The organism is Escherichia sp. E13S3, from assembly GCF_004212325.1.
In the GTDB taxonomy this organism is placed as follows: domain Bacteria; phylum Pseudomonadota; class Gammaproteobacteria; order Enterobacterales; family Enterobacteriaceae; genus Escherichia.
Genome location: NZ_RHJR01000003.1, coordinates 199208 through 222639, shown reverse-complemented (window position 1 = coordinate 222639; position 23432 = coordinate 199208). Strand labels below are relative to the sequence as shown.

Below are 23432 nucleotides of genomic sequence, written 5' to 3'. Positions count from 1 at the left end.
ATGGTTAAGGTTTATGCTCCGGCTTCCAGTGCCAATATGAGCGTCGGGTTTGATGTGCTTGGGGCGGCGGTGGTGCCTGTTGATGGTTCCTTGCTGGGAGATGTAGTGACGGTTGAGTCAGCAGAGCGCTTCAGTCTCAACAATCTTGGACGGTTTGCAGGCAAGCTACCGTCAGAACCGCAGGAAAATATCGTTTATCAGTGCTGGGAGCGTTTTTGCCAGGAAGTGGGTAAGCAAATTCCGGTGGCGATGACCCTGGAAAAGAATATGCCGATCGGTTCTGGCTTAGGTTCCAGCGCCTGTTCGGTGGTCGCGGCGCTGGTGGCGATGAATGAACACTGCGGTAAGCCGCTCAATGATACCCGCCTGCTGGCCTTGATGGGCGAACTGGAAGGGCGTATCTCCGGCAGCATTCATTACGACAACGTGGCACCGTGCTTTCTTGGCGGCATGCAGTTGATGATCGAAGAAAACGGCATCATCAGCCAGCAGGTACCAGAATTTGATGAGTGGTTATGGGTGTTGGCGTATCCGGGGATTAAAGTCTCGACGGCAGAAGCACGGGCTATTTTACCGGCGCAGTATCGCCGCCAGGATTGCATTGCGCACGGGCGACATCTGGCAGGCTTCATTCACGCCTGCTATTCCCGCCAGCCTGAACTTGCCGCGAAGCTGATGAAAGATGTTATCGCTGAACCCTACCGTGAACGTTTATTGCCAGGCTTCAGGCAAGCACGTCAGGCGGTCGCGGAAATCGGTGCGGTAGCGAGCGGTATCTCCGGCTCGGGGCCGACCTTGTTCGCCCTGTGCGATAAACTGGATACCGCCCAGCGAGTTGCCGACTGGTTAGGTAAGAATTACCTGCAGAATCAGGAAGGTTTTGTTCATATTTGCCGGCTGGATACGGCGGGCGCACGAGTACTGGAAAACTAAATGAAACTCTACAATCTGAAAGATCACAATGAGCAGGTCAGTTTTGCGCAAGCCGTAACGCAGGGATTGGGCAAAAATCAGGGGTTGTTTTTCCCTCATGAGCTACCGGAATTCAGCCTGACCGAAATTGATGAGATGCTGAAACTGGATTTCGTCACTCGCAGCGCGAAGATCCTCTCGGCGTTTATTGGTGATGAGATCCCACAGGAAGTTCTGGAAGAGCGCGTGCGCGCGGCATTTGCTTTCCCGGCTCCGGTTGCCAAAGTTGAAAATGACGTCGGTTGTCTGGAGTTGTTCCACGGGCCAACGCTGGCATTTAAAGATTTCGGCGGTCGCTTTATGGCGCAAATGCTGACCCATATTGCGGGCGATAAGCCAGTGACTATTCTGACTGCGACTTCCGGCGACACCGGAGCAGCAGTGGCTCACGCTTTCTACGGTTTACCGAACGTTAAAGTGGTCATCCTTTACCCGCACGGCAAAATCAGTCCACTGCAAGAAAAACTGTTCTGTACGCTGGGTGGCAATATTGAAACCGTCGCCATCGACGGCGATTTCGATGCCTGCCAGGCTCTTGTTAAACAGGCGTTCGATGATGAAGAACTAAAAGTGGCGTTGGGACTGAACTCTGCTAACTCTATTAACATCAGTCGTTTGCTGGCGCAGATTTGCTATTACTTTGAAGCCGTGGCGCAGTTGCCACAGGAAGCGCGTAACCAGCTAGTTGTTTCAGTGCCGAGCGGAAACTTCGGCGATTTGACGGCAGGATTGCTGGCGAAATCACTCGGTCTGCCGCTGAAACGTTTTATTGCTGCCACTAACGTTAACGATACGGTGCCGCGTTTCCTGCACGACGGGCAGTGGGCGCCTAAAGCTACCCAGGCGACATTATCCAATGCGATGGATGTCAGCCAGCCAAACAACTGGCCGCGAGTGGAAGAGTTGTTCCGCCGTAAAATCTGGCAACTGAAGGAGCTGGGTTATGCGGCGGTGGATGATGAAACCACCCGGCAGACAATGCGTGAGTTAAAAGCACTGGGCTATACCTCGGAACCGCATGCTGCCGTGGCTTACCGTGCGCTGCGTGACCAGCTTCATCCGGGAGAATATGGCCTGTTCCTCGGCACCGCGCACCCGGCGAAGTTTAAAGAGAGCGTGGAAGTGATTCTTGGTGAAACGCTGGAACTGCCAAAAGAGCTGGCAGAACGTGCTGATTTACCCTTACTTTCACATAGTCTGCCTGCCGATTTTGCTGCGCTGCGCAAACTCATGATGAATCATAATTAATATCCATTAAATTCCGAAAAAATAGCCGGGCTTGTGTTTATACAGCTCGGCTTTTTTGTGGAGAAAATATGAGAAAAATCGACAGAAAAAAAGGAGAAATTTTCAATAAATGCGGTAACTTAGATTGGATAATGACAACGAGGATTCTTTTACCGTAAGCTCCTTATATCGGCCCATAACTGGCAATGATAATAAGGAGTCACCTGTGAAAAAGATGCAATCTCTCTTACTCGCATTTTCCCTGATTCTGGTTGCTCCTATGGCAGCGCAGGCTGAGGAAATAATGCTGGTGCCATCAGTAAAGTTACAGATTGGCGATCGTGATTATCGCGGTTTCTACTGGGATGGCGGTTACTGGCGTGACCACGACTGGTGGCACAGAAATTATGAATGGCGAGGCAATCGCTGGCATCCATACGGACTGCAGCCGCACTATAATAATCATCGCGATCATCGTGACGATCATCGTCATGATCACCGGGATGATCATCATCCGGGGCCAGGCAGACATCACCGATAAATATAAATGCCGGATGACCTCCGGCATTTACCGCAAACTTAACGCAGTTCGTAGCGTTTAAATACCAGTTCGCCATTGCTGGAAGAGGCTTCATCGAAGAAGTAACCCTCACTGTTAAAACCTGTCAGTTGCTCTGGTTTGGTCAGGCGGTTTTTAATGATAAACCGACTCATCAGGCCACGCGCTTTTTTAGCATGGAAGCTGATGACCTTAAACTTGCCGTTCTTCTCATCGAGGAAAACCGGCTTGATTATCTCGGCATTTAATTTCTTCGGTTTCACTGATTTAAAATACTCATCTGACGCCAGGTTAATCACCACCTGATCGCCTTGAGCTTCGAGCGCTTCGTTCAGCTTGTTGGTGATCACATCCCCCCAGAACTGATACAGATCTTTACCCCGCGCATTCTCAAGACGGATCCCCATCTCCAGACGGTATGGTTGCATTAAATCGAGCGGGCGTAATACGCCGTACAAACCGGAAAGCATACGTAAATGCTGCTGGGCAAAAGCGAAATCTTCTTCACTAAAGGTTTCGGCTTGCAAGCCGGTATAGACATCGCCTTTAAATGCCAGAATGGCCTGCCGGGCATTCTCTGGCGTAAAGTCAGGCTGCCAGTCATGAAAGCGGGTAGCGTTGAGATCGGCCAGTTTGTCACTGATTTTCATCAGCTTGCCAATCTGCGGTGCCGTTAGTTTTCGCGCTTCATGGATAAGCTGTTGGGAGTTGTCTAACAGCTCCGGCAGCGTGTAGCGTGTGGTGGCCAAAGGGCTTTGATAATCAAGTGTTTTAGCAGGTGAAATCAGAATCAACATATCCAGTCCTTGCAGGAAATTTACTGCGACTGTAGCAAAAAAAGTGGATGAGTTGATCGATAGTTGTGATTACTCCTGCGACAAATCATCCCACGCGTCAGGGGACAGTTGCTGACTGATATCCGGGTAGCGCAGCGGATCAAACACCGGACGTACGCCGAGTTTACGCTGGCGCAGATAATCGCTGGCAATGATATGCACCACAGGGGAAAGCAGCAAAATCGCAGTCAAATTGGTGATTGCCATGCAGGCCATAATAATATCGGCCAGTTGCCACATCAGAGGAAGGCTCAGTAGGGTGCCACCAATGACTGTGACAAAGATACAGATACGCAGACTCCAGATAGCTTTCCGGTTGTTCAGCCGTAAAAAGAAGAGATTATTTTCGGCATAAATGTAGTTGGCGACAATCGAGCTGAAGGCAAATAGAATCACCACTATCGTGACAAATTCTGCCCCCCAGGAACCCATTAATACACGCATCGCTTTCTGAATGAGTTGGATACCTTCCAGTGGCATATAGGTGGTGCCGTTACCGGCCAGCAATATCAGCATGGCGCTTGCCGTACAAATCACTATCGTGTCGATAAAGATACCGATCATCTGGACAATACCTTGCGCTGCCGGATGCGGTGGCCATGATGCCGCCGCCGCCGCTGCGTTCGGTGTTGATCCCATCCCCGCCTCATTGGAAAACATACTGCGCTGAAAGCCGTTAGTAATCGCCTGACTCAGGGTATAACCCGCCGCGCCGCCTGCCGCTTCCTGCCAGCCAAAGGCGCTTTCAAAAATAGACCAAATAACGTGTGGAAGTTGCCCGATATTCATTGCGCAAATGACCAGGCTGGCGAGTACCCAGATTAACGCCATAATAGGGACAAACCATTGCATCAACCGGGCGACGCCATGAATGCCGCGAGTTATCGCCAACAAGGTAAAAATGGCGAGAATGACACCCGTTACTAACGGAGGGCAATCAAATGCAAAACTCATCGCGCGAGCGACAGCATTCGCCTGAACACCGCTGAAAATCAGTCCGTAGGCGATGAGCAAAAAGACGGCGAACAGAACGCCCATCCAGCGCATCCCTAAACCACGCGCCATATACCATGCCGGTCCGCCGCGAAACTGCCCGTTGACGTCACGTTCTTTATAAAGCTGGGCAAGGGAACATTCGGCAAAAGAGGTCGCCATGCCAATAAATGCGGCAACCCACATCCAGAAAACGGCACCCGGTCCACCGGCGGTGATGGCCAGCGCAACACCTGCCAGGTTACCGCTGCCGACGCGCGCGGCGAGGCTGGTACACAATGATTGAAAAGAGGTTAAACCGCCTCGTTGTGGATGAATGCTATTTTTAAGACTTTTGCCAAACTGACGAATATAGCGAAATTGAACGAACCCAGAACGAAAAGTGAACCAACAGCCTGCGCCGAAGAGCAGGTAGATCATCACTGATCCCCATAGTACGTTGTTAATAAAAGAGAAAAAATCAGGCATTCGTATCCCTCTTGTCGCCGGCGCGCGGTTACATTCCTGTGTAAACGTTACCAATTGATTAAGAATTATATACGATGTGCATTGGTTGATAACGTGTGTTTAGCATACATGAGGTTTTGTTTAAAAATGGCTGGTGATATCAACGCCGTGTCAGAAATCTGAAACAGTCTTGCCCGGTGATAACCCTTTTGTCTGCGGTTGCGCTGTCGTTACGTCGTGATATCATCAGGGCAGACCGGTTACATCCCCCTAACAAGCTGTTTAAAGAGAAATACTATCATGACGGACAAATTGACCTCCCTTCGTCAGTACACCACCGTAGTGGCCGACACTGGGGACATCGCGGCAATGAAGCTGTATCAACCGCAGGATGCCACAACCAACCCTTCTCTCATTCTTAACGCAGCGCAAATTCCGGAATACCGTAAGTTGATTGATGATGCTGTCGCCTGGGCGAAACAGCAGAGCAACGATCGCGCGCAGCAGATCGTGGACGCGACCGACAAACTGGCAGTAAATATTGGTCTGGAAATCCTGAAACTGGTTCCGGGCCGTATCTCAACTGAAGTTGATGCGCGTCTTTCCTATGACACCGAAGCGTCAATTGCGAAAGCAAAACGCCTGATTAAGCTCTACAACGATGCAGGTATTAGCAACGATCGTATTCTGATCAAACTGGCTTCTACCTGGCAGGGTATCCGTGCTGCAGAACAGCTGGAAAAAGAAGGTATCAACTGTAACCTGACTCTGCTGTTCTCCTTCGCTCAGGCACGTGCTTGTGCGGAAGCGGGCGTGTTCCTGATTTCTCCGTTTGTTGGCCGTATTCTTGACTGGTACAAAGCCAATACCGATAAGAAAGAGTACGCTCCGGCAGAAGATCCGGGTGTCGTTTCTGTATCTGAAATCTACCAGTATTACAAAGAACACGGTTATGAAACCGTGGTTATGGGCGCAAGCTTCCGTAACATCGGCGAAATTCTGGAACTGGCAGGCTGCGACCGTCTGACCATCGCACCGGCACTGCTGAAAGAGCTGGCGGAGAGCGAAGGGGCTATCGAACGTAAACTGTCTTACACCGGTGAAGTGAAAGCGCGTCCGGCGCGTATCACTGAGTCCGAGTTCCTGTGGCAGCACAACCAGGATCCAATGGCAGTAGATAAACTGGCGGAAGGTATCCGTAAGTTTGCTGTTGACCAGGAAAAACTGGAAAAAATGATCGGCGACCTGCTGTAATCATTCTTAGCGTGACCGGGAAGTCGGTCACGCTACCTCTTCTGAAGCCTGTCTGTCACTCCCTTCGCAGTGTATCATTCTGTTTAACGAGACTGTTTAAACGGAAAAATCTTGATGAATACTTTACGTATTGGCTTAGTTTCCATCTCTGATCGCGCGTCCAGCGGCGTTTATCAGGATAAAGGCATCCCTGCGCTGGAAGAATGGCTGACATCGGCGCTAACCACGCCGTTTGAACTGGAAACTCGCTTAATCCCCGATGAGCAGGCGATCATTGAGCAAACGTTGTGTGAGCTGGTGGATGAAATGAGTTGCCATCTGGTGCTGACAACCGGCGGTACTGGCCCGGCGCGCCGTGACGTAACGCCCGATGCGACGCTGGCAGTAGCGGACCGCGAGATGCCTGGCTTTGGTGAACAGATGCGCCAGATCAGCCTGCATTTTGTGCCAACTGCGATCCTTTCGCGTCAGGTGGGTGTGATTCGTAAGCAGGCACTGATCCTTAACTTACCCGGTCAGCCGAAGTCTATTAAAGAGACGCTGGAAGGCGTGAAGGATGCCGAGGGTAAGGTCGTGGTGCACGGTATTTTTGCCAGCGTACCGTACTGCATTCAGTTGCTGGAAGGGCCATATGTTGAAACGGCACCGGAAGTGGTTGCAGCATTCAGACCGAAGAGCGCAAGACGCGAAGTTAGCGAATAAAAAAAAATCCCCCCAGGCGGGGGGATCAGACTGATGACAAACGCAAAACAGCCTGATGCGCTACGCTTATCAGGCCTACGTTCTTCCTGCAATATATTGAATTTGCACGATTTTGTAGGCCTGATAAGGCGTTCACGCCGCTTCCGGCATGAATAAAGCGCACGTTGTCAACAATCTGATATCCCCCGAGCGGGGGATATCAAGCAATTAGTGGGATTCACCAATCGGCAGAACGGTGCGACCAAACTGCTCGTTCAGCACTTCACCCATCGCCAGATAGATTGCGCTGGCACCGCAGATCAGACCAATCCAGCCGGCAAAGTGGATGATCGCGGCGTTACCGGCAATGTTACCGATCGCCAGCAGGGCAAACAGCACGGTCAGGCTAAAGAAAACGAATTGCAGAACGCGTGCGCCTTTCAGCGTGCCGAAGAACATAAACAGCGTAAACACGCCCCACAGACCCAGGTAGACACCAAGGAACTGCGCATTTGGCGCATCGGTTAGACCCAGTTTCGGCATCAGCAGAATCGCAACCAGCGTCAGCCAGAAAGAACCGTAAGAGGTGAAGGCAGTTAACCCGAAAGTGTTGCCTTTTTTATACTCCAGCAGACCAGCGAAAATTTGCGCGATGCCGCCGTAGAAGATGCCCATGGCAAGAATAATACCGTCCAGAGCGAAATAACCCACGTTGTGCAGGTTAAGTAGAATGGTGGTCATGCCGAAGCCCATCAGGCCCAGCGGTGCCGGATTAGCCAACTTAGTGTTGCCCATAATTCCTCAAAAATCATCATTGAATGAATGGTGAAATAATTTCCCTGAATAACTGTAGTGATTTCAGGGCGCGGCATAATAATCAGCCAATGGAGTAGTGTCCATGATCTTTTGAGGGGAAAATGAAAATTTTCCCCGATGTGAGGGATTAGGCCTGAGTGGCGCTGACAATTCGACGCAGGCAGGCAATTTGCAGGACCGCCGGAATAGTAACGCGATAGGCGCTACCGCTGACAGCTTTAACTCCGTTTAATGCCGCGCCCACCGGGCCTCCTAGCCCCGCGCCGCGCAGCAAACCATGCCCGAGAACGCTCATTGCTGCGTGGGTGCGTAAAATGCGGGTAAGTTGGCTGGAAAGCAGATGCGACACCCCTTTTGCCAATAATTTGTCTTTCATCAGCAGCGGTAATAGCTCTTCCAGCTCGTTGACTCTGGCATCGACCGCCTTGAGAAATTCCTGCTTATGTTCCTCGTCCATTTTCTTCCAGGTATTACGCAGAAATTGCTCCAGTAATTGTTGCTCAATTTCAAACGTAGACATCTCTTTGTCGGCTTTTAGCTTCAGCCGTTTTGAGACGTCGAGCAAAATGGCCCGGTACAGTTTGCCGTGTCCGCGAAGTTTGTTAGCGATACTATCGCCGCCAAAATGCTGTAATTCTCCGGCAATTAGCTGCCAGTTGCGGCGATGTTGCTCGGGATGCCCTTCCATCGATTTGAACAGTTCATTACGCATCAGAACGCTGGAGAGTCGAGTTTTGCCTTTTTCGTTATGGGTGAGCAAACGGGCGAAATTGGTCAGTTGCTCCTCACTACAATGTTGGAGAAAATCCAGATCTGAATCATTCAGGTAATTAACATTCATTTATTGTGGCTTCTCTGTTCAAGCGTTAATCGTCGCCGATAATTTTCAGCGTGGCCATATCGGACGAGTTCACGGTATGACCGGAAAAGGTGATTTTTGACACGCAACGTTTGTTGTCGTTATCGCTGTTAATGTTGATCCAGTTGGTGGTTTGCCCTTCTTTAATTTCGGCGGGAACATTCAGGCTTTGACTGGCGCTACGGGCGGCTTTGAAATAAACCGACGCGCCGCTCAACTGTAAATCGCCGTGGTCGGCGGTGAGTTGGATACGTTTTACGATGCGGCAAACGGGGAGTTTCAGCGCCAGATCGTTGGTTTCGTTACGCGGCATCGCAATGACGCCGAGGATTTTATGGTCGTTAGCTTGCGCCGTGCAGCACAACATAAGGCCAAGTACCAGGCTGGCAGAAATCGTAAAAACGGATTTCATAAAGATTCTCTTAGCGGGGAGCAGTAGGGGATGAATAGCCACTAGTTTACTGCTGACGAAAAGAAGATTCAGGTATGTAATCTTTTCTTTTTATTACAATTTTTTGGTGAATGCCTTGTGTTGAATTCATTCTTTATATGAATGAAATTGCCGTCTGTTTCATGTCTTCTTTTGGCATATCACGAAATTTCTGCGCAAAAGCACAAAAAATTTTTGCATCTCCCCCTTGATGACGTGGGTTACGACCCCATTTAGTAGTCAACCGCAGTGAGTGAGTCTGCAAAAAAATGAAATTGGGCAGTTGAAACCAGACGTTTCGCCCCTATTACAGACTCATACCACATGATGACCGAATATATAGTGGAGACGTTTAGATGGGTAAAATTATTGGTATCGACCTGGGTACTACCAACTCTTGTGTAGCGATTATGGATGGCACAACTCCTCGTGTGCTGGAGAACGCCGAAGGCGATCGCACCACGCCTTCTATCATTGCCTATACCCAGGATGGTGAAACTCTGGTTGGTCAGCCGGCTAAACGTCAGGCAGTGACGAACCCGCAAAACACCCTGTTTGCGATTAAACGCCTGATTGGCCGCCGCTTCCAGGACGAAGAAGTACAGCGTGATGTTTCCATCATGCCGTTCAAAATTATTGCTGCTGATAACGGCGACGCATGGGTCGAAGTTAAAGGCCAGAAAATGGCACCGCCGCAGATCTCTGCTGAAGTGCTGAAAAAAATGAAGAAAACCGCGGAAGATTACCTGGGCGAACCGGTAACTGAAGCTGTTATCACCGTACCGGCATACTTTAACGATGCTCAGCGTCAGGCAACCAAAGACGCAGGCCGTATCGCTGGTCTGGAAGTAAAACGTATCATCAACGAACCGACCGCAGCTGCGCTGGCTTACGGTCTGGACAAAGGTACTGGTAACCGTACTATCGCGGTTTATGACCTGGGTGGTGGTACTTTCGATATTTCCATTATCGAAATCGACGAAGTTGACGGCGAAAAAACCTTCGAAGTTCTGGCTACCAACGGTGATACCCACCTGGGTGGTGAAGACTTTGACAGCCGCCTGATCAACTACCTGGTTGAAGAATTCAAGAAAGATCAGGGCATTGACTTGCGCAACGATCCGCTGGCAATGCAGCGCCTGAAAGAAGCGGCAGAAAAAGCGAAAATCGAGCTGTCTTCCGCTCAGCAGACCGATGTTAACCTGCCGTACATCACTGCAGATGCGACCGGTCCGAAACACATGAACATCAAAGTGACTCGTGCGAAACTGGAAAGCCTGGTTGAAGACCTGGTAAACCGTTCCATCGAGCCGCTGAAAGTTGCACTGCAGGACGCTGGCCTGTCCGTATCTGATATCGACGACGTTATCCTCGTTGGTGGTCAGACTCGTATGCCAATGGTTCAGAAGAAAGTTGCTGAGTTCTTTGGTAAAGAGCCGCGTAAAGACGTTAACCCGGACGAAGCTGTAGCTATCGGTGCTGCTGTTCAGGGTGGTGTTCTGACTGGTGACGTAAAAGACGTACTGCTGCTGGACGTTACCCCGCTGTCTCTGGGTATCGAAACCATGGGCGGTGTGATGACGACGCTGATCGCGAAAAACACCACTATCCCGACCAAGCACAGCCAGGTGTTCTCTACCGCTGAAGACAACCAGTCTGCGGTAACCATCCACGTGCTGCAGGGTGAACGTAAACGTGCGGCTGATAACAAATCTCTGGGTCAGTTCAACCTGGATGGTATCAACCCGGCACCGCGCGGTATGCCGCAGATCGAAGTTACCTTCGATATCGATGCTGACGGTATCCTGCACGTTTCCGCGAAAGATAAAAACAGCGGTAAAGAGCAGAAGATCACCATCAAGGCTTCTTCTGGTCTGAACGAAGATGAAATCCAGAAAATGGTACGCGACGCAGAAGCGAACGCCGAAGCTGACCGTAAGTTTGAAGAGCTGGTACAGACTCGCAACCAGGGCGACCATCTGCTGCACAGCACCCGTAAGCAGGTTGAAGAAGCAGGCGACAAACTGCCGGCTGACGACAAAACTGCTATCGAGTCTGCGCTGACTGCACTGGAAACTGCTCTGAAAGGTGAAGACAAAGCCGCTATCGAAGCGAAAATGCAGGAACTGGCACAGGTTTCCCAGAAACTGATGGAAATCGCCCAGCAGCAACATGCCCAGCAGCAGACTGCCGGTGCTGATGCTTCTGCAAACAACGCGAAAGATGACGATGTTGTCGACGCCGAGTTTGAAGAAGTCAAAGACAAAAAATAATCGCCCTATAAACGGGTAATTATACTGACACGGGCGAAGGGGAATTTCCTCTCCGCCCGTGCATTCATCTAGGGGCAATTAAAAAAAGATGGCTAAGCAAGATTATTACGAGATTTTAGGCGTTTCCAAAACAGCGGAAGAGCGTGAAATCAAAAAGGCCTACAAACGCCTGGCCATGAAATACCACCCGGACCGTAACCAGGGTGACAAAGAGGCCGAGGCGAAATTTAAAGAGATCAAGGAAGCTTATGAAGTTCTGACCGACTCGCAAAAACGTGCGGCATACGATCAGTATGGTCATGCTGCGTTTGAGCAAGGCGGCATGGGCGGCGGCGGTTTTGGCGGCGGCGCAGACTTCAGCGATATTTTTGGTGACGTTTTCGGCGATATTTTTGGCGGTGGGCGTGGTCGTCAACGTGCGGCGCGCGGTGCTGATTTACGCTATAACATGGAGCTCACCCTCGAAGAAGCTGTACGTGGCGTGACCAAAGAGATCCGCATTCCGACTCTGGAAGAGTGTGACGTTTGCCACGGTAGCGGTGCAAAACCAGGCACGCAGCCGCAGACCTGTCCGACCTGTCATGGTTCTGGTCAGGTGCAGATGCGCCAGGGCTTCTTTGCCGTGCAGCAGACCTGTCCACACTGTCAGGGCCGCGGTACGCTGATCAAAGATCCGTGCAACAAATGTCATGGTCATGGTCGTGTTGAGCGCAGCAAAACGCTGTCCGTTAAAATCCCGGCAGGGGTGGACACCGGGGACCGCATCCGTCTTGCGGGCGAAGGTGAAGCGGGCGAACACGGCGCACCGGCAGGCGATCTGTACGTTCAGGTACAGGTTAAACAGCACCCGATTTTCGAGCGTGAAGGCAACAACCTGTATTGCGAAGTCCCGATCAACTTCGCTATGGCTGCGCTGGGTGGCGAAATCGAAGTGCCGACCCTTGATGGTCGCGTCAAACTGAAAGTGCCTGGCGAAACCCAGACCGGTAAGTTGTTCCGTATGCGCGGTAAAGGCGTCAAGTCTGTCCGCGGCGGTGCGCAAGGTGACTTGCTGTGCCGCGTTGTTGTCGAAACACCGGTAGGCCTGAACGAGAAGCAGAAACAGCTGCTGCAAGAGCTGCAAGAAAGCTTCGGTGGCCCAACCGGCGAGCACAACAGCCCGCGCTCAAAGAGCTTCTTTGATGGCGTGAAGAAGTTTTTCGACGACCTGACTCGCTAACCTCCCCAAAAGCCTGCCCGTGGGCAGGCCAGGGTAAAAACTAGGGTGCGTTGAAGATATGCGAGCACCTGTAAAGTGGCGGGGATCACTCCCCGCCGTTGCTCTTACTCGGATTCGTAAGCCGTGAAAACAGCAACCTCCGTCTGGCCAGTTCGGATGTGAACCTCACAGAGGTCTTTTCTCGTTAGCAGCGCCGCCACTACGGCGGTGATACAGATGACGATCAGGGCGACAATCATCGCCTTATGCTGCTTCATTGCTCTCTTCTCCTTGACCTTACGGTCAGTAAGAGGCACTCTACATGTGTTCTGCATATAGGGGGCCTCGGGTTGATGGTAAAATATCACTCGGGGCTTTTCTCTATGTGCCATCCAGCTAATGCCTGAGACAGATAGCCTCAAGCACCCGCCGCTATTATACCGCTCTCTTTAACCCACTCTGTTTTATCGATTATAATCCTGAAGACGCCTCGCATTTTTATGGCGTAATTTTTTAAGGATTTAATTATTTAACTTTAATTTATCTCTTTATCGCAATTATTGACGACAAGCTGGATTATTTTTGAAATATTGTCCTAACAAACAACGCCGACTGACAACAAATTAATTATTACTTTTCCGAATTAATCTCTCAGAAATCTTGACCTTAAGCTATGATTATCAGGGCTTAAGGTCATCAGCCACCGCTTTCGAGCGCCAAAAACACTTCCTCTGCTGGTGATTTAATCTTCTTTATAGATCGTAAAAAGCGAATTATTCCTACACTATAATCTGATTTTAACGATGATTTGTGCGGGGTAAAATAGTTAAAACGATCTATTCACCTGAAAGAGAAATAAAAAGTGAAACATCTGCATCGATTCTTTAGCAGTGATGCCTCGGGAGGCATTATTCTCATCATTGCCGCTGTTCTGGCGATGATTATGGCCAACAGCGGCGCAACCAGTGGATGGTATCACGACTTTCTTGAGACGCCGGTTCAGCTCCGGGTAGGTTCTCTTGAAATCAATAAAAACATGCTGTTATGGATAAATGACGCGCTAATGGCGATATTTTTCCTGTTAGTTGGTCTGGAAGTTAAACGCGAGCTGATGCAAGGATCGCTGGCCAGCTTGCGCCAGGCTGCGTTTCCGGTTATTGCCGCAATCGGCGGGATGATTGTCCCGGCATTGCTCTATTTGGCCTTTAACTACGCCGATCCTATCACACGTGAAGGGTGGGCAATCCCGGCTGCGACTGACATTGCCTTTGCCCTTGGTGTGCTGGCGTTATTGGGAAGTCGTGTACCGTTAGCACTGAAGATCTTTCTGATGGCGCTGGCTATTATCGACGATCTTGGAGCCATCATAATCATCGCCTTGTTTTACACTAATGACTTGTCGATGGCTTCTCTTGGCGTTGCAGCTGTAGCAATTGCGGTGCTCGCGGTGCTCAACATTTGTGGTGTTCGCCGCACGGGAGTTTATATTCTGGTCGGCGTGGTGTTGTGGACCGCGGTGTTGAAATCAGGTGTTCACGCAACGCTGGCAGGTGTCATTGTCGGTTTCTTTATTCCATTGAAAGAGAAGCATGGCCGTTCTCCGGCGAAGCGCCTGGAGCATGTATTACATCCATGGGTGGCTTATCTGATTTTGCCGCTGTTTGCTTTTGCCAATGCCGGCGTTTCTCTGCAAGGCGTGACGTTGGATGGCCTGACCTCCATCCTGCCATTAGGTATCATCGCCGGTTTGCTGATTGGCAAGCCGTTGGGTATTAGTTTGTTCTGCTGGTTGGCGCTGCGTTTGAAACTGGCTCATTTGCCAGAGGGAACCACTTATCAGCAAATTATGGCGGTTGGGATCTTGTGCGGTATCGGTTTTACTATGTCTATCTTTATCGCCAGCCTGGCTTTTGGTAGCGTAGATCCAGAACTGATTAACTGGGCGAAATTGGGCATTCTGGTTGGCTCAATCTCTTCGGCAGTAATTGGATATAGCTGGTTACGCATTCGTTTACGTCCATCAGTTTGACAGGACGATGTACCGGGGAGCCATAAATGGCTCCCTTTTCATTCTTATCAGGGAGAGAAATGAGCATGTCTCATATCAATTACAACCACTTGTATTACTTCTGGCATGTCTACAAAGAAGGTTCTGTGGTTGGCGCAGCGGAGGCGCTTTATTTAACACCACAAACCATTACCGGGCAGATCCGGGCGCTGGAAGAGCGCCTGCAAGGGAAACTATTTAAGCGTAAAGGACGTGGTCTGGAACCCAGCGAACTGGGGGAGCTGGTCTATCGCTACGCCGATAAAATGTTCACCTTAAGCCAGGAAATGCTGGATATCGTCAACTATCGCAAAGAGTCCAATTTGTTGTTTGATGTTGGCGTGGCAGATGCTCTTTCCAAACGCCTGGTCAGCAGTGTTCTGGATGCCGCAGTTGTGGAAGACGAGCAGATCCATCTACGCTGTTTCGAATCGACGCACGAGATGCTGTTGGAGCAACTGAGTCAGCATAAGCTGGATATGATCATCTCTGACTGCCCGATAGACTCCACCCAGCAGGAAGGGCTGTTTTCCATAAAAATTGGCGAGTGTGGTGTCAGTTTCTGGTGCACTAACCCGCTGCCAGAAAAGCCGTTTCCTGCCTGTCTGGAAGAGCGTCGCTTACTTATTCCGGGGCGTCGCTCAATGTTGGGACGCAAGCTATTAAACTGGTTTAACTCTCAGGGCTTAAACGTTGAAATTCTGGGGGAGTTTGATGATGCGGCGTTGATGAAAGCTTTTGGAGCGACGCATAACGCTATTTTCGTTGCACCTTCGCTTTACGCTAATGATTTCTATAACGATGACTCGGTTATGGAGATAGGCCGCGTTGAGAACGTCATGGAAGAGTACCACGCGATTTTCGCCGAAAGGATGATTCAACACCCTGCGGTACAGCGTATTTGCAACACAGATTACTCTGCGTTGTTTACTTCAGCTTCAAAATAACCATTTGTACTCTGCAGGCTGCAGTTTTGGCCTGCAGATGGGCATAAAAAAACCCGCTTGCGCGGGCTTTTTTACAAAGCTGACAACAACAGGCAATTAAGCCAGTTTGTTGATCTGTGCAGTCAGGTTAGCCTTATGACGTGCAGCTTTGTTTTTGTGGATCAGACCTTTAGCAGCCTGACGGTCCACGATCGGTTGCATTTCGTTAAATGCTTTCAGTGCAGCAGCTTTGTCGCCAGCTTCGATAGCTGCGTATACTTTCTTGATGAAAGTACGCATCATAGAGCGACGGCTTGCGTTGTGCTTACGAGCCTTTTCAGACTGAATGGCGCGCTTCTTAGCTGATTTGATATTAGCCAAGGTCCAACTCCCAAATGTGTTCTATATGGACAATTCAAAGGCCGAGGAATATGCCCTTTTAGCCTTCTTTTGTCAATGGATTTGTGCAAATAAGCGCCGTTAATGTGCCGGCGCTCGTTACGTAGTGATGGCGCAGGATTCTACCAGCTTGCGGGGTGTGAATACAGCTTTTCCGCGATAAAAATTGCATCAGGCCGTGAGTTTCTGCCCGTGATTTGCGCCATGGCAATGAAAAGCCACTTCTTTCTGATTTCGGTACTCAATCGCCGGTTAACCTTGACCGCTGTACAAGGTATACTCGGACGATTTTCACTGTTTTGAGCCAGACATGAAGCTGATACGCGGCATACATAATCTCAGCCAGGCCCCGCAAGAAGGGTGTGTGCTGACTATTGGTAATTTCGACGGCGTGCATCGCGGTCATCGCGCGCTGTTGCAGGGCTTGCAGGAAGAAGGGCGCAGGCGAAACTTACCGGTGATGGTGATGCTTTTTGAACCTCAACCACTGGAACTGTTTGCTACCGATAAAGCCCCGGCAAGACTGACCCGACTGCGGGAAAAACTGCGTTACCTTGCAGAGTGTGGCGTAGATTACGTGCTGTGCGTGCGTTTCGACAGGCGCTTTGCGGCGCTGACTGCGCAAAACTTCATCAGCGATCTGCTGGTGAAGCATTTGCGGGTAAAATTCCTCGCCGTGGGTGATGATTTCCGCTTTGGCGCTGGTCGTGAAGGCGATTTCTTGTTATTACAGAAAGCTGGCGTGGAATACGGCTTTGACATTACCAGTACGCAAACTTTTTGCGAAGGTGGCGTGCGTATCAGCAGCACCGCTGTGCGTCAGGCACTTGCAGACGATAATCTGGCTCTGGCAGAAAGTTTACTGGGGCACCCGTTTGCCATCTCCGGGCGTGTGGTCCACGGTGATGAATTAGGGCGCACGATAGGTTTCCCGACGGCGAATGTACCGCTACGCCGTCAGGTTTCCCCGGTGAAAGGGGTTTATGCGGTGGAAGTGCTGGGCCTCGGCGAAAAGCCGTTACCCGGCGTGGCAAACATCGGAACACGCCCAACGGTTGCCGGTATTCGCCAGCAGCTGGAAGTGCATTTGTTAGATGTTGCAATGGACCTTTACGGTCGCCATATACAAGTAGTGCTGCGTAAAAAAATACGCAATGAGCAGCGATTTGCGTCGCTGGACGAACTGAAAGCGCAGATTGCGCGTGATGAATTAACCGCCCGCGAATTTTTTGGGCTAACAAAACCGGCTTAAGCCTGTTATGTAATCAAACCGAAATACGGAACCGAGAATCTGATGAGTGACTATAAATCAACCCTGAATTTGCCGGAAACAGGGTTCCCGATGCGTGGCGATCTCGCCAAACGCGAACCGGGAATGCTGGCGCGTTGGACTGATGATGACCTGTACGGCATCATTCGTGCGGCTAAAAAAGGCAAAAAAACCTTCATTCTGCATGATGGCCCTCCTTATGCGAATGGCAGCATTCATATTGGTCACTCGGTTAACAAGATTCTGAAAGACATTATCGTGAAGTCCAAAGGACTTTCCGGTTATGACTCGCCGTATGTGCCTGGCTGGGACTGCCACGGTCTGCCGATCGAGCTGAAAGTAGAGCAAGAATACGGTAAGCCGGGTGAGAAATTCACTGCTGCCGAGTTCCGCGCCAAGTGCCGCGAATACGCAGCGACCCAGGTTGACGGTCAGCGCAAAGACTTTATCCGTCTGGGCGTGCTGGGCGACTGGTCGCACCCGTACCTGACCATGGACTTCAAAACTGAAGCCAACATCATCCGCGCGCTGGGCAAAATCATCGGCAACGGTCACCTGCACAAAGGCGCGAAGCCAGTGCACTGGTGCGTTGACTGCCGTTCTGCACTGGCAGAAGCGGAAGTTGAGTATTACGACAAAACTTCTCCGTCCATCGACGTCGCTTTCCAGGCGGTCGATCAGGATGCGCTGAAAGCAAAATTTGGCGTCAGCAACGTTAACGGCCCAATCTCGCTGGTAATCTGGACCACTACGCCGTGGACTCTGCCTGCAAACCGCGCAATCTCTATTGCACCGGATTTCGACTATGCGCTGGTGCAGATCGACGGTCAGGCCGTTATTCTGGCGAAAGATCTGGTTGAAAGCGTAATGCAGCGTATCGGCGTGACCGATTACACCATTCTCGGCACGGTAAAAGGTGCGGAGCTTGAACTGCTGCGCTTTACCCATCCGTTTATGGGCTTCGACGTTCCGGCAATCCTCGGCGATCACGTTACCCTGGATGCTGGTACCGGTGCCGTTCACACCGCGCCTGGCCACGGTCCGGACGACTATGTGATTGGCCAGAAATACGGTCTGGAAACCGCTAACCCGGTTGGCCCGGACGGCACTTATCTGCCGGGCACTTACCCGACGCTGGATGGCGTGAACGTCTTCAAAGCGAACGACATCGTCGTTGCGCTGCTGCAGGAAAAAGGCGCGCTGTTGCACGTTGAGAAAATGCAGCACAGCTATCCGTGCTGCTGGCGTCACAAAACGCCGATCATCTTCCGCGCGACGCCGCAGTGGTTCGTCAGCATGGATCAGAAAGGTCTGCGTGCGCAGTCACTGAAAGAGATCAAAGGCGTGCAGTGGATCCCGGACTGGGGCCAGGCACGTATCGAGTCGATGGTTGCTAACCGTCCTGATTGGTGTATCTCCCGTCAGCGCACCTGGGGCGTACCGATGTCACTGTTCGTGCACAAAGACACGGAAGAGCTGCATCCGCGTACCCTCGAACTGATGGAAGAAGTGGCAAAACGTGTTGAAGTTGATGGCATCCAGGCGTGGTGGGATCTCGATGCGAAAGAGATCCTCGGCGATGAAGCTGATCAGTACGTGAAAGTGCCGGACACGCTGGATGTATGGTTTGACTCCGGATCTACCCACTCTTCTGTTGTTGACGTGCGCCCGGAATTTGCTGGTCACGCAGCGGACATGTATCTGGAAGGTTCTGACCAACACCGTGGTTGGTTCATGTCTTCCCTGATGATCTCCACCGCGATGAAGGGCAAAGCGCCGTATCGTCAGGTACTGACCCACGGCTTTACCGTGGATGGTCAGGGCCGCAAGATGTCTAAATCTATCGGCAACACCGTTTCGCCGCAGGATGTGATGAACAAACTGGGTGCGGATATTCTACGGCTGTGGGTGGCATCAACTGACTACACCGGTGAAATGGCCGTTTCTGACGAGATCCTGAAACGTGCTGCCGACAGCTATCGTCGTATCCGTAACACCGCACGCTTCCTGCTGGCAAACCTCAATGGTTTCGATCCGGCAAAAGATATGGTGAAACCGGAAGAGATGGTGGTACTGGATCGCTGGGCCGTAGGTTGTGCGAAAGCGGCACAGGAAGACATCCTCAAGGCGTACGAAGCATACGATTTCCACGAAGTGGTACAGCGTCTGATGCGCTTCTGCTCCGTTGAGATGGGATCCTTCTACCTCGACATCATCAAAGACCGTCAGTACACCGCCAAAGCGGACAGCGTGGCGCGTCGTAGCTGCCAGACTGCGCTGTATCACATCGCGGAAGCGCTGGTGCGCTGGATGGCACCAATCCTCTCCTTCACCGCTGATGAAGTGTGGGGCTACCTGCCGGGCGAACGTGAAAAATACGTCTTCACCGGTGAGTGGTACGAAGGCCTGTTTGGCCTGGCAGACAGCGAAGCGATGAACGATGCGTTCTGGGACGAGCTGTTGAAAGTGCGTGGCGAAGTGAACAAAGTCATTGAGCAAGCGCGTGCCGACAAGAAAGTGGGCGGCTCGCTGGAAGCTGCAGTGACGCTGTATGCAGAACCGGAACTGGCGGCGAAACTGACCGCGCTGGGCGATGAATTACGATTTGTCCTGTTGACCTCCGGCGCTACCGTTGCAGACTATAACGACGCACCTGCTGATGCTCAGCAGAGCGAAGTACTCAAAGGGCTGAAAGTCGCGTTGAGTAAAGCCGAAGGTGAGAAGTGCCCACGCTGCTGGCACTACACCCAGGATGTCGGCAAGGTGGCGGAACACGCAGAAATCTGCGGCCGCTGTGTCAGCAACGTCGCCGGTGACGGTGAAAAACGTAAGTTTGCCTGATGAGTCAATCGATCTGTTCAACAGGGCTGCGCTGGCTGTGGCTGGTGGTAGTCGTGCTGATTATCGATCTGGGCAGCAAATACCTGATCCTCCAGAACTTTGCTCTGGGGGATACGGTCCCGCTGTTCCCGTCGCTTAATCTGCATTATGCGCGTAACTATGGCGCGGCGTTTAGTTTCCTTGCCGATAGCGGCGGCTGGCAGCGTTGGTTCTTTGCCGGTATTGCGATTGGTATTAGCGTGATCCTTGCAGTGATGATGTATCGCTCGAAGGCCACGCAGAAGCTAAACAATATCGCTTACGCGCTGATTATTGGCGGCGCGCTGGGCAACCTGTTCGACCGCCTGTGGCACGGCTTCGTTGTCGATATGATCGACTTCTACGTCGGTGACTGGCACTTCGCCACCTTCAACCTTGCCGATACTGCCATTTGTGTCGGTGCGGCACTGATTGTGCTGGAAGGTTTTCTACCTTCTAAAGCGAAAAAACAATAATAAACCCTGCCGGATGCGGCCTACAGATTGCTGCGAAATCGTAGGCCGCATCCGGCAAAAATCCTCAAAATATAAGAGCAAACCTGCATGTCTGAATCTGTACAGAGCAATAGCGCCGTCCTGGTGCACTTCACGCTAAAACTCGACGATGGCACCACCGCCGAGTCCACCCGCAACAACGGTAAACCGGCGCTATTCCGCCTGGGCGATGCTTCTCTTTCCGAAGGGCTGGAGCAACACCTGCTGGGGCTGAAAGTGGGCGATAAAACCACCTTCTCGCTGGAGCCAGATGCGGCGTTTGGCGTGCCGTCACCGGACCTGATTCAGTACTTCTCCCGCCGTGAATTTATGGATGCAGGCGAGCCAGAAATTGGCGCAATCATGCTTTTTACCGCAATGGATGGCAGTGAGATGCCTGGTGTGATCCGTGAAATTAACGGCGACTCCATTACCGTTGATTTCAACCATCCGCTGGCCGGGCAGACCGTTCATTTTGATATTGAAGTGCTGGAAATCGATCCGGCACTGGAGGCGTAACATGCAGATCCTGTTGGCCAACCCGCGTGGTTTTTGTGCCGGGGTAGACCGCGCTATCAGCATTGTTGAAAACGCGCTGGCCATTTACGGCGCACCGATATATGTCCGTCACGAAGTGGTGCATAACCGCTACGTGGTCGATAGCTTGCGCGAGCGTGGGGCTATCTTTATTGAGCAGATCAGCGAAGTGCCGGACGGCGCGATCCTGATTTTCTCCGCACACGGTGTTTCTCAGGCCGTACGTAACGAAGCGAAAAGCCGCGATCTCACGGTGTTTGATGCCACCTGTCCGCTGGTGACCAAAGTGCATATGGAAGTCGCGCGCGCCAGCCGTCGTGGCGAAGAATCTATTCTCATCGGTCACGCCGGGCACCCGGAAGTGGAAGGGACAATGGGTCAGTACAGCAACCCGGAAGGGGGAATGTATCTGGTCGAATCGCCAGACGATGTGTGGAAACTGACGGTCAAAAACGAAGAGAAACTCTCCTTTATGACCCAGACCACGCTATCGGTGGATGACACGTCTGATGTGATCGACGCGCTGCGTAAACGCTTCCCAAAAATTGTCGGTCCGCGCAAAGATGATATCTGCTATGCCACCACCAACCGTCAGGAAGCGGTACGCGCTCTGGCAGAACAGGCGGAAGTTGTGCTGGTGGTCGGTTCGAAAAACTCCTCCAACTCCAACCGTCTGGCGGAGCTGGCCCAGCGTATGGGCAAACGCGCGTTTTTGATTGACGATGCGAAAGATATCCAGGAAGAGTGGGTGAAAGAGGTTAAATGCGTCGGCGTGACTGCGGGTGCATCGGCTCCGGATATTCTGGTGCAGAATGTGGTGGCACGTTTGCAACAGCTGGGCGGTGGTGAAGCCATTCCGCTGGAAGGCCGTGAAGAAAACATTGTTTTCGAAGTGCCGAAAGAGCTGCGTGTCGATATTCGTGAAGTCGATTAAGTCATTAGCAGCCTAAGTTATGCGAAAATGCCGGTCTTGTTACCGGCATTTTTTATGGAGAAAACATGCGTTTACCTATCTTCCTCGATACAGACCCAGGCATTGACGATGCCGTCGCCATTGCCGCTGCGATTTTTGCCCCCGAGCTCGACCTGCAACTGATGACCACCGTCGCGGGTAATGTCTCGGTTGAGAAAACCACCCGCAACGCCCTGCAACTGCTGCATTTCTGGAATGCGGAGATTCCGCTTGCCCAGGGAGCCGCCGTGCCGCTGGTGCGCGCACCGCGTAATGCAGCATCTGTGCACGGTGAATCGGGAATGGCTGGCTACGACTTTGTCGAGCACAATAGAAGCCCACTGGACAAACCCGCATTTCTGGCGATTCGTGATGCCCTGCTGTGTGCGCCTGAGCCTGTTACTCTGGTAGCCATCGGCCCGTTAACCAATATTGCGCTGTTACTTTCACAATGCCCGGAATGCAAACCGCATATTCGCCGTCTGGTGATCATGGGCGGTTCTGCCGGTCGCGGCAACTGCACACCAAACGCCGAGTTTAATATCGCTGCCGATCCAGAAGCGGCTGCGTGCGTCTTCCGTAGCGGCATCGAAATCGTCATGTGCGGTCTGGATGTCACCAATCAGGCGGTGTTAACTCCTGATTATCTTGCTACATTGCCGGAGTTAAATCGCACCGGAAAAATGCTTCATGCACTGTTTAGCCACTACCGTAGCGGCAGTATGCAAAGCGGTCTGCGTATGCACGATCTCTGCGCCATTGCCTGGCTGGTGCGCCCGGACTTATTCACTCTCAAGCCGTGTTTTGTGGCGGTGGAAACTCAGGGCGAATTTACCTCAGGCACCACGGTTGTTGATATCGACGGTTGCCTGGGCAAACCCGCCAACGTACAGGTGGCGCTGGATCTGGATGTGAAAGGCTTCCAGCAGTGGGTGGCGGAAGTGCTGGCTCTGGCGAACTAATGATTTAACAGGGATGTGCTCAATGACATATGGAGAGGCGTGGTTGAAAGGATGGCAACACATTTTCGATTATAAAGGTGTCGCCACCCGTTTTGAGTTCTGGTCGTTTATTAGCGGAAGTGCAGTTATCTGCCCGCTGCCGCTTATATGCTGGTGGTTGGCGACAACAATAGACCGTGATTACGGTGTTTTCATATTTTACGCGCTACCTCTTTCTGGTCTGTTGGCGTTGATTTTTGCTGTTCCGGCGATGGCATTGGGCTTTAGACGGATGCATGACATTGGGTATCCTGGCTGGTGGTTTGCTATCGGGGTCTTACTCCCCTATGTTGGGATTATTCTTTTTGTGCTTTGCTGCTTGCCATCAAAACCAGAGAAAATGTATTGATTAATCCTGACACGGTCAGCCCGTGTCAGGAGACGCGATACGTATTAGCACCA

24 protein-coding genes are annotated in these 23432 nt (G+C 51.5%); 17 read left to right on the top strand and 7 right to left on the bottom strand.

All coding sequences use genetic code 11. The annotated features are described in order from the left end of the window. The 3 genes from thrB (at position 1) to D9597_RS03975 (ending at position 2740) form a co-directional block, all read left to right on the top strand. Complete coding sequence (thrB, locus tag D9597_RS03985) at positions 1–933, top strand: homoserine kinase (protein WP_130221676.1); 933 nt, start codon at positions 1–3, stop codon at positions 931–933. Continuing rightward, the gene (thrC, locus tag D9597_RS03980; RefSeq protein ID WP_130221675.1) at positions 934–2220 is read left to right on the top strand and encodes a threonine synthase; all 1287 of its coding nucleotides are present in this window, start codon (positions 934–936) and stop codon (positions 2218–2220) included. 205 nt (positions 2221–2425) lie between these two features. Next, complete coding sequence (locus D9597_RS03975) at positions 2426–2740, top strand: DUF2502 domain-containing protein (RefSeq protein ID WP_130221674.1); 315 nt, start codon at positions 2426–2428, stop codon at positions 2738–2740. 38 nt (positions 2741–2778) lie between these two features. Here the strand turns inward: D9597_RS03975 and yaaA are convergent, their stop codons facing one another. Together yaaA and D9597_RS03965 are read right to left on the bottom strand one after the other, a co-directional pair. Continuing rightward, positions 2779–3555: a peroxide stress protein YaaA gene (yaaA, locus tag D9597_RS03970; RefSeq protein WP_130204817.1), complete on the bottom strand. Its 777-nt coding sequence runs from the start codon at positions 3553–3555 to the stop codon at positions 2779–2781. A 69-nt stretch (positions 3556–3624) separates the two neighbouring features. Then, complete coding sequence (locus D9597_RS03965) at positions 3625–5055, bottom strand: sodium:alanine symporter family protein (protein ID WP_130221673.1); 1431 nt, start codon at positions 5053–5055, stop codon at positions 3625–3627. Between the two features lie 279 nt (positions 5056–5334). On the opposite strand from D9597_RS03965, the gene tal reads away from it, so the two are divergent. Further along, on the top strand, positions 5335–6288 hold the full coding sequence (gene tal / locus D9597_RS03960; RefSeq protein ID WP_000130187.1) for a transaldolase: 954 nt from the start codon (positions 5335–5337) through the stop codon (positions 6286–6288). Positions 6289–6402: 114 nt separating this feature from the next. Beyond that, positions 6403–6990: a molybdopterin adenylyltransferase gene (mog, locus tag D9597_RS03955; protein WP_130204821.1), complete on the top strand. Its 588-nt coding sequence runs from the start codon at positions 6403–6405 to the stop codon at positions 6988–6990. A 207-nt stretch (positions 6991–7197) separates the two neighbouring features. On the opposite strand, the gene satP is transcribed toward mog, so the two are convergent. From satP to D9597_RS03940, 3 genes are all read right to left on the bottom strand, one after another. Next, on the bottom strand, positions 7198–7764 hold the full coding sequence (gene satP, locus D9597_RS03950; protein WP_000528538.1) for an acetate uptake transporter: 567 nt from the start codon (positions 7762–7764) through the stop codon (positions 7198–7200). A 148-nt stretch (positions 7765–7912) separates the two neighbouring features. After that, positions 7913–8626: an acidic protein MsyB gene (gene msyB, locus D9597_RS03945; RefSeq protein WP_130217496.1), complete on the bottom strand. Its 714-nt coding sequence runs from the start codon at positions 8624–8626 to the stop codon at positions 7913–7915. Between the two features lie 25 nt (positions 8627–8651). Further along, positions 8652–9056: a DUF2541 family protein gene (locus D9597_RS03940; RefSeq protein WP_130221672.1), complete on the bottom strand. Its 405-nt coding sequence runs from the start codon at positions 9054–9056 to the stop codon at positions 8652–8654. A 374-nt stretch (positions 9057–9430) separates the two neighbouring features. On the opposite strand from D9597_RS03940, the gene dnaK reads away from it, so the two are divergent. Together dnaK and dnaJ are read left to right on the top strand one after the other, a co-directional pair. After that, positions 9431–11347 carry a molecular chaperone DnaK gene (dnaK, locus tag D9597_RS03935; protein ID WP_000516135.1) on the top strand — a complete coding sequence of 639 codons (1917 nt, stop codon included), beginning with the start codon at positions 9431–9433 and terminating at the stop codon, positions 11345–11347. Between the two features lie 88 nt (positions 11348–11435). Then, the gene (gene dnaJ / locus D9597_RS03930; protein ID WP_001118464.1) at positions 11436–12566 is read left to right on the top strand and encodes a molecular chaperone DnaJ; all 1131 of its coding nucleotides are present in this window, start codon (positions 11436–11438) and stop codon (positions 12564–12566) included. 104 nt (positions 12567–12670) lie between these two features. Here dnaJ and mokC read toward each other — a convergent pair whose 3' ends face one another. Beyond that, a complete protein-coding gene (gene mokC, locus D9597_RS03925; protein WP_205712855.1) occupies positions 12671–12823 on the bottom strand; it encodes a type I toxin-antitoxin system Hok family toxin in 153 nt (50 codons plus the stop codon). A 584-nt stretch (positions 12824–13407) separates the two neighbouring features. On the opposite strand from mokC, the gene nhaA reads away from it, so the two are divergent. Further along, positions 13408–14574: a Na+/H+ antiporter NhaA gene (nhaA, locus tag D9597_RS03920; RefSeq protein WP_000681376.1), complete on the top strand. Its 1167-nt coding sequence runs from the start codon at positions 13408–13410 to the stop codon at positions 14572–14574. A gap of 59 nt (positions 14575–14633) precedes the next feature. Beyond that, a complete protein-coding gene (nhaR, locus tag D9597_RS03915) occupies positions 14634–15539 on the top strand; it encodes a transcriptional activator NhaR (RefSeq protein ID WP_130221671.1) in 906 nt (301 codons plus the stop codon). A gap of 96 nt (positions 15540–15635) precedes the next feature. Here the strand turns inward: nhaR and rpsT are convergent, their stop codons facing one another. After that, a complete protein-coding gene (rpsT, locus tag D9597_RS03910; RefSeq protein ID WP_001274019.1) occupies positions 15636–15899 on the bottom strand; it encodes a 30S ribosomal protein S20 in 264 nt (87 codons plus the stop codon). 102 nt (positions 15900–16001) lie between these two features. On the opposite strand from rpsT, the gene D9597_RS03905 reads away from it, so the two are divergent. From D9597_RS03905 to D9597_RS03870, 8 genes are all read left to right on the top strand, one after another. Continuing rightward, positions 16002–16220 carry a DUF2575 family protein gene (locus D9597_RS03905; RefSeq protein WP_064525381.1) on the top strand — a complete coding sequence of 73 codons (219 nt, stop codon included), beginning with the start codon at positions 16002–16004 and terminating at the stop codon, positions 16218–16220. Between the two features lie 7 nt (positions 16221–16227). Next, entirely contained in the window at positions 16228–17169 is a 942-nt protein-coding gene (gene ribF, locus D9597_RS03900; RefSeq protein WP_130204831.1) for a bifunctional riboflavin kinase/FAD synthetase, read from the top strand. A 42-nt stretch (positions 17170–17211) separates the two neighbouring features. After that, entirely contained in the window at positions 17212–20028 is a 2817-nt protein-coding gene (gene ileS, locus D9597_RS03895) for an isoleucine--tRNA ligase (RefSeq protein WP_001286887.1), read from the top strand. Continuing rightward, on the top strand, positions 20028–20522 hold the full coding sequence (gene lspA / locus D9597_RS03890; protein ID WP_000083369.1) for a signal peptidase II: 495 nt from the start codon (positions 20028–20030) through the stop codon (positions 20520–20522). The genes ileS and lspA overlap by 1 nt, the downstream gene beginning before the upstream one ends. A gap of 87 nt (positions 20523–20609) precedes the next feature. Beyond that, entirely contained in the window at positions 20610–21059 is a 450-nt protein-coding gene (gene fkpB, locus D9597_RS03885) for an FKBP-type peptidyl-prolyl cis-trans isomerase (RefSeq protein ID WP_000004655.1), read from the top strand. 1 nt (position 21060) lies between these two features. After that, on the top strand, positions 21061–22011 hold the full coding sequence (gene ispH, locus D9597_RS03880; protein ID WP_001166395.1) for a 4-hydroxy-3-methylbut-2-enyl diphosphate reductase: 951 nt from the start codon (positions 21061–21063) through the stop codon (positions 22009–22011). Positions 22012–22076: 65 nt separating this feature from the next. Beyond that, complete coding sequence (gene rihC / locus D9597_RS03875; protein ID WP_130221670.1) at positions 22077–22991, top strand: ribonucleoside hydrolase RihC; 915 nt, start codon at positions 22077–22079, stop codon at positions 22989–22991. Positions 22992–23013: 22 nt separating this feature from the next. After that, positions 23014–23379, top strand: coding sequence for a DUF805 domain-containing protein (locus tag D9597_RS03870; protein ID WP_130221669.1), 366 nt, complete (start codon positions 23014–23016; stop codon positions 23377–23379). The last annotated feature ends 53 nt before the right edge of the window (positions 23380–23432 follow it).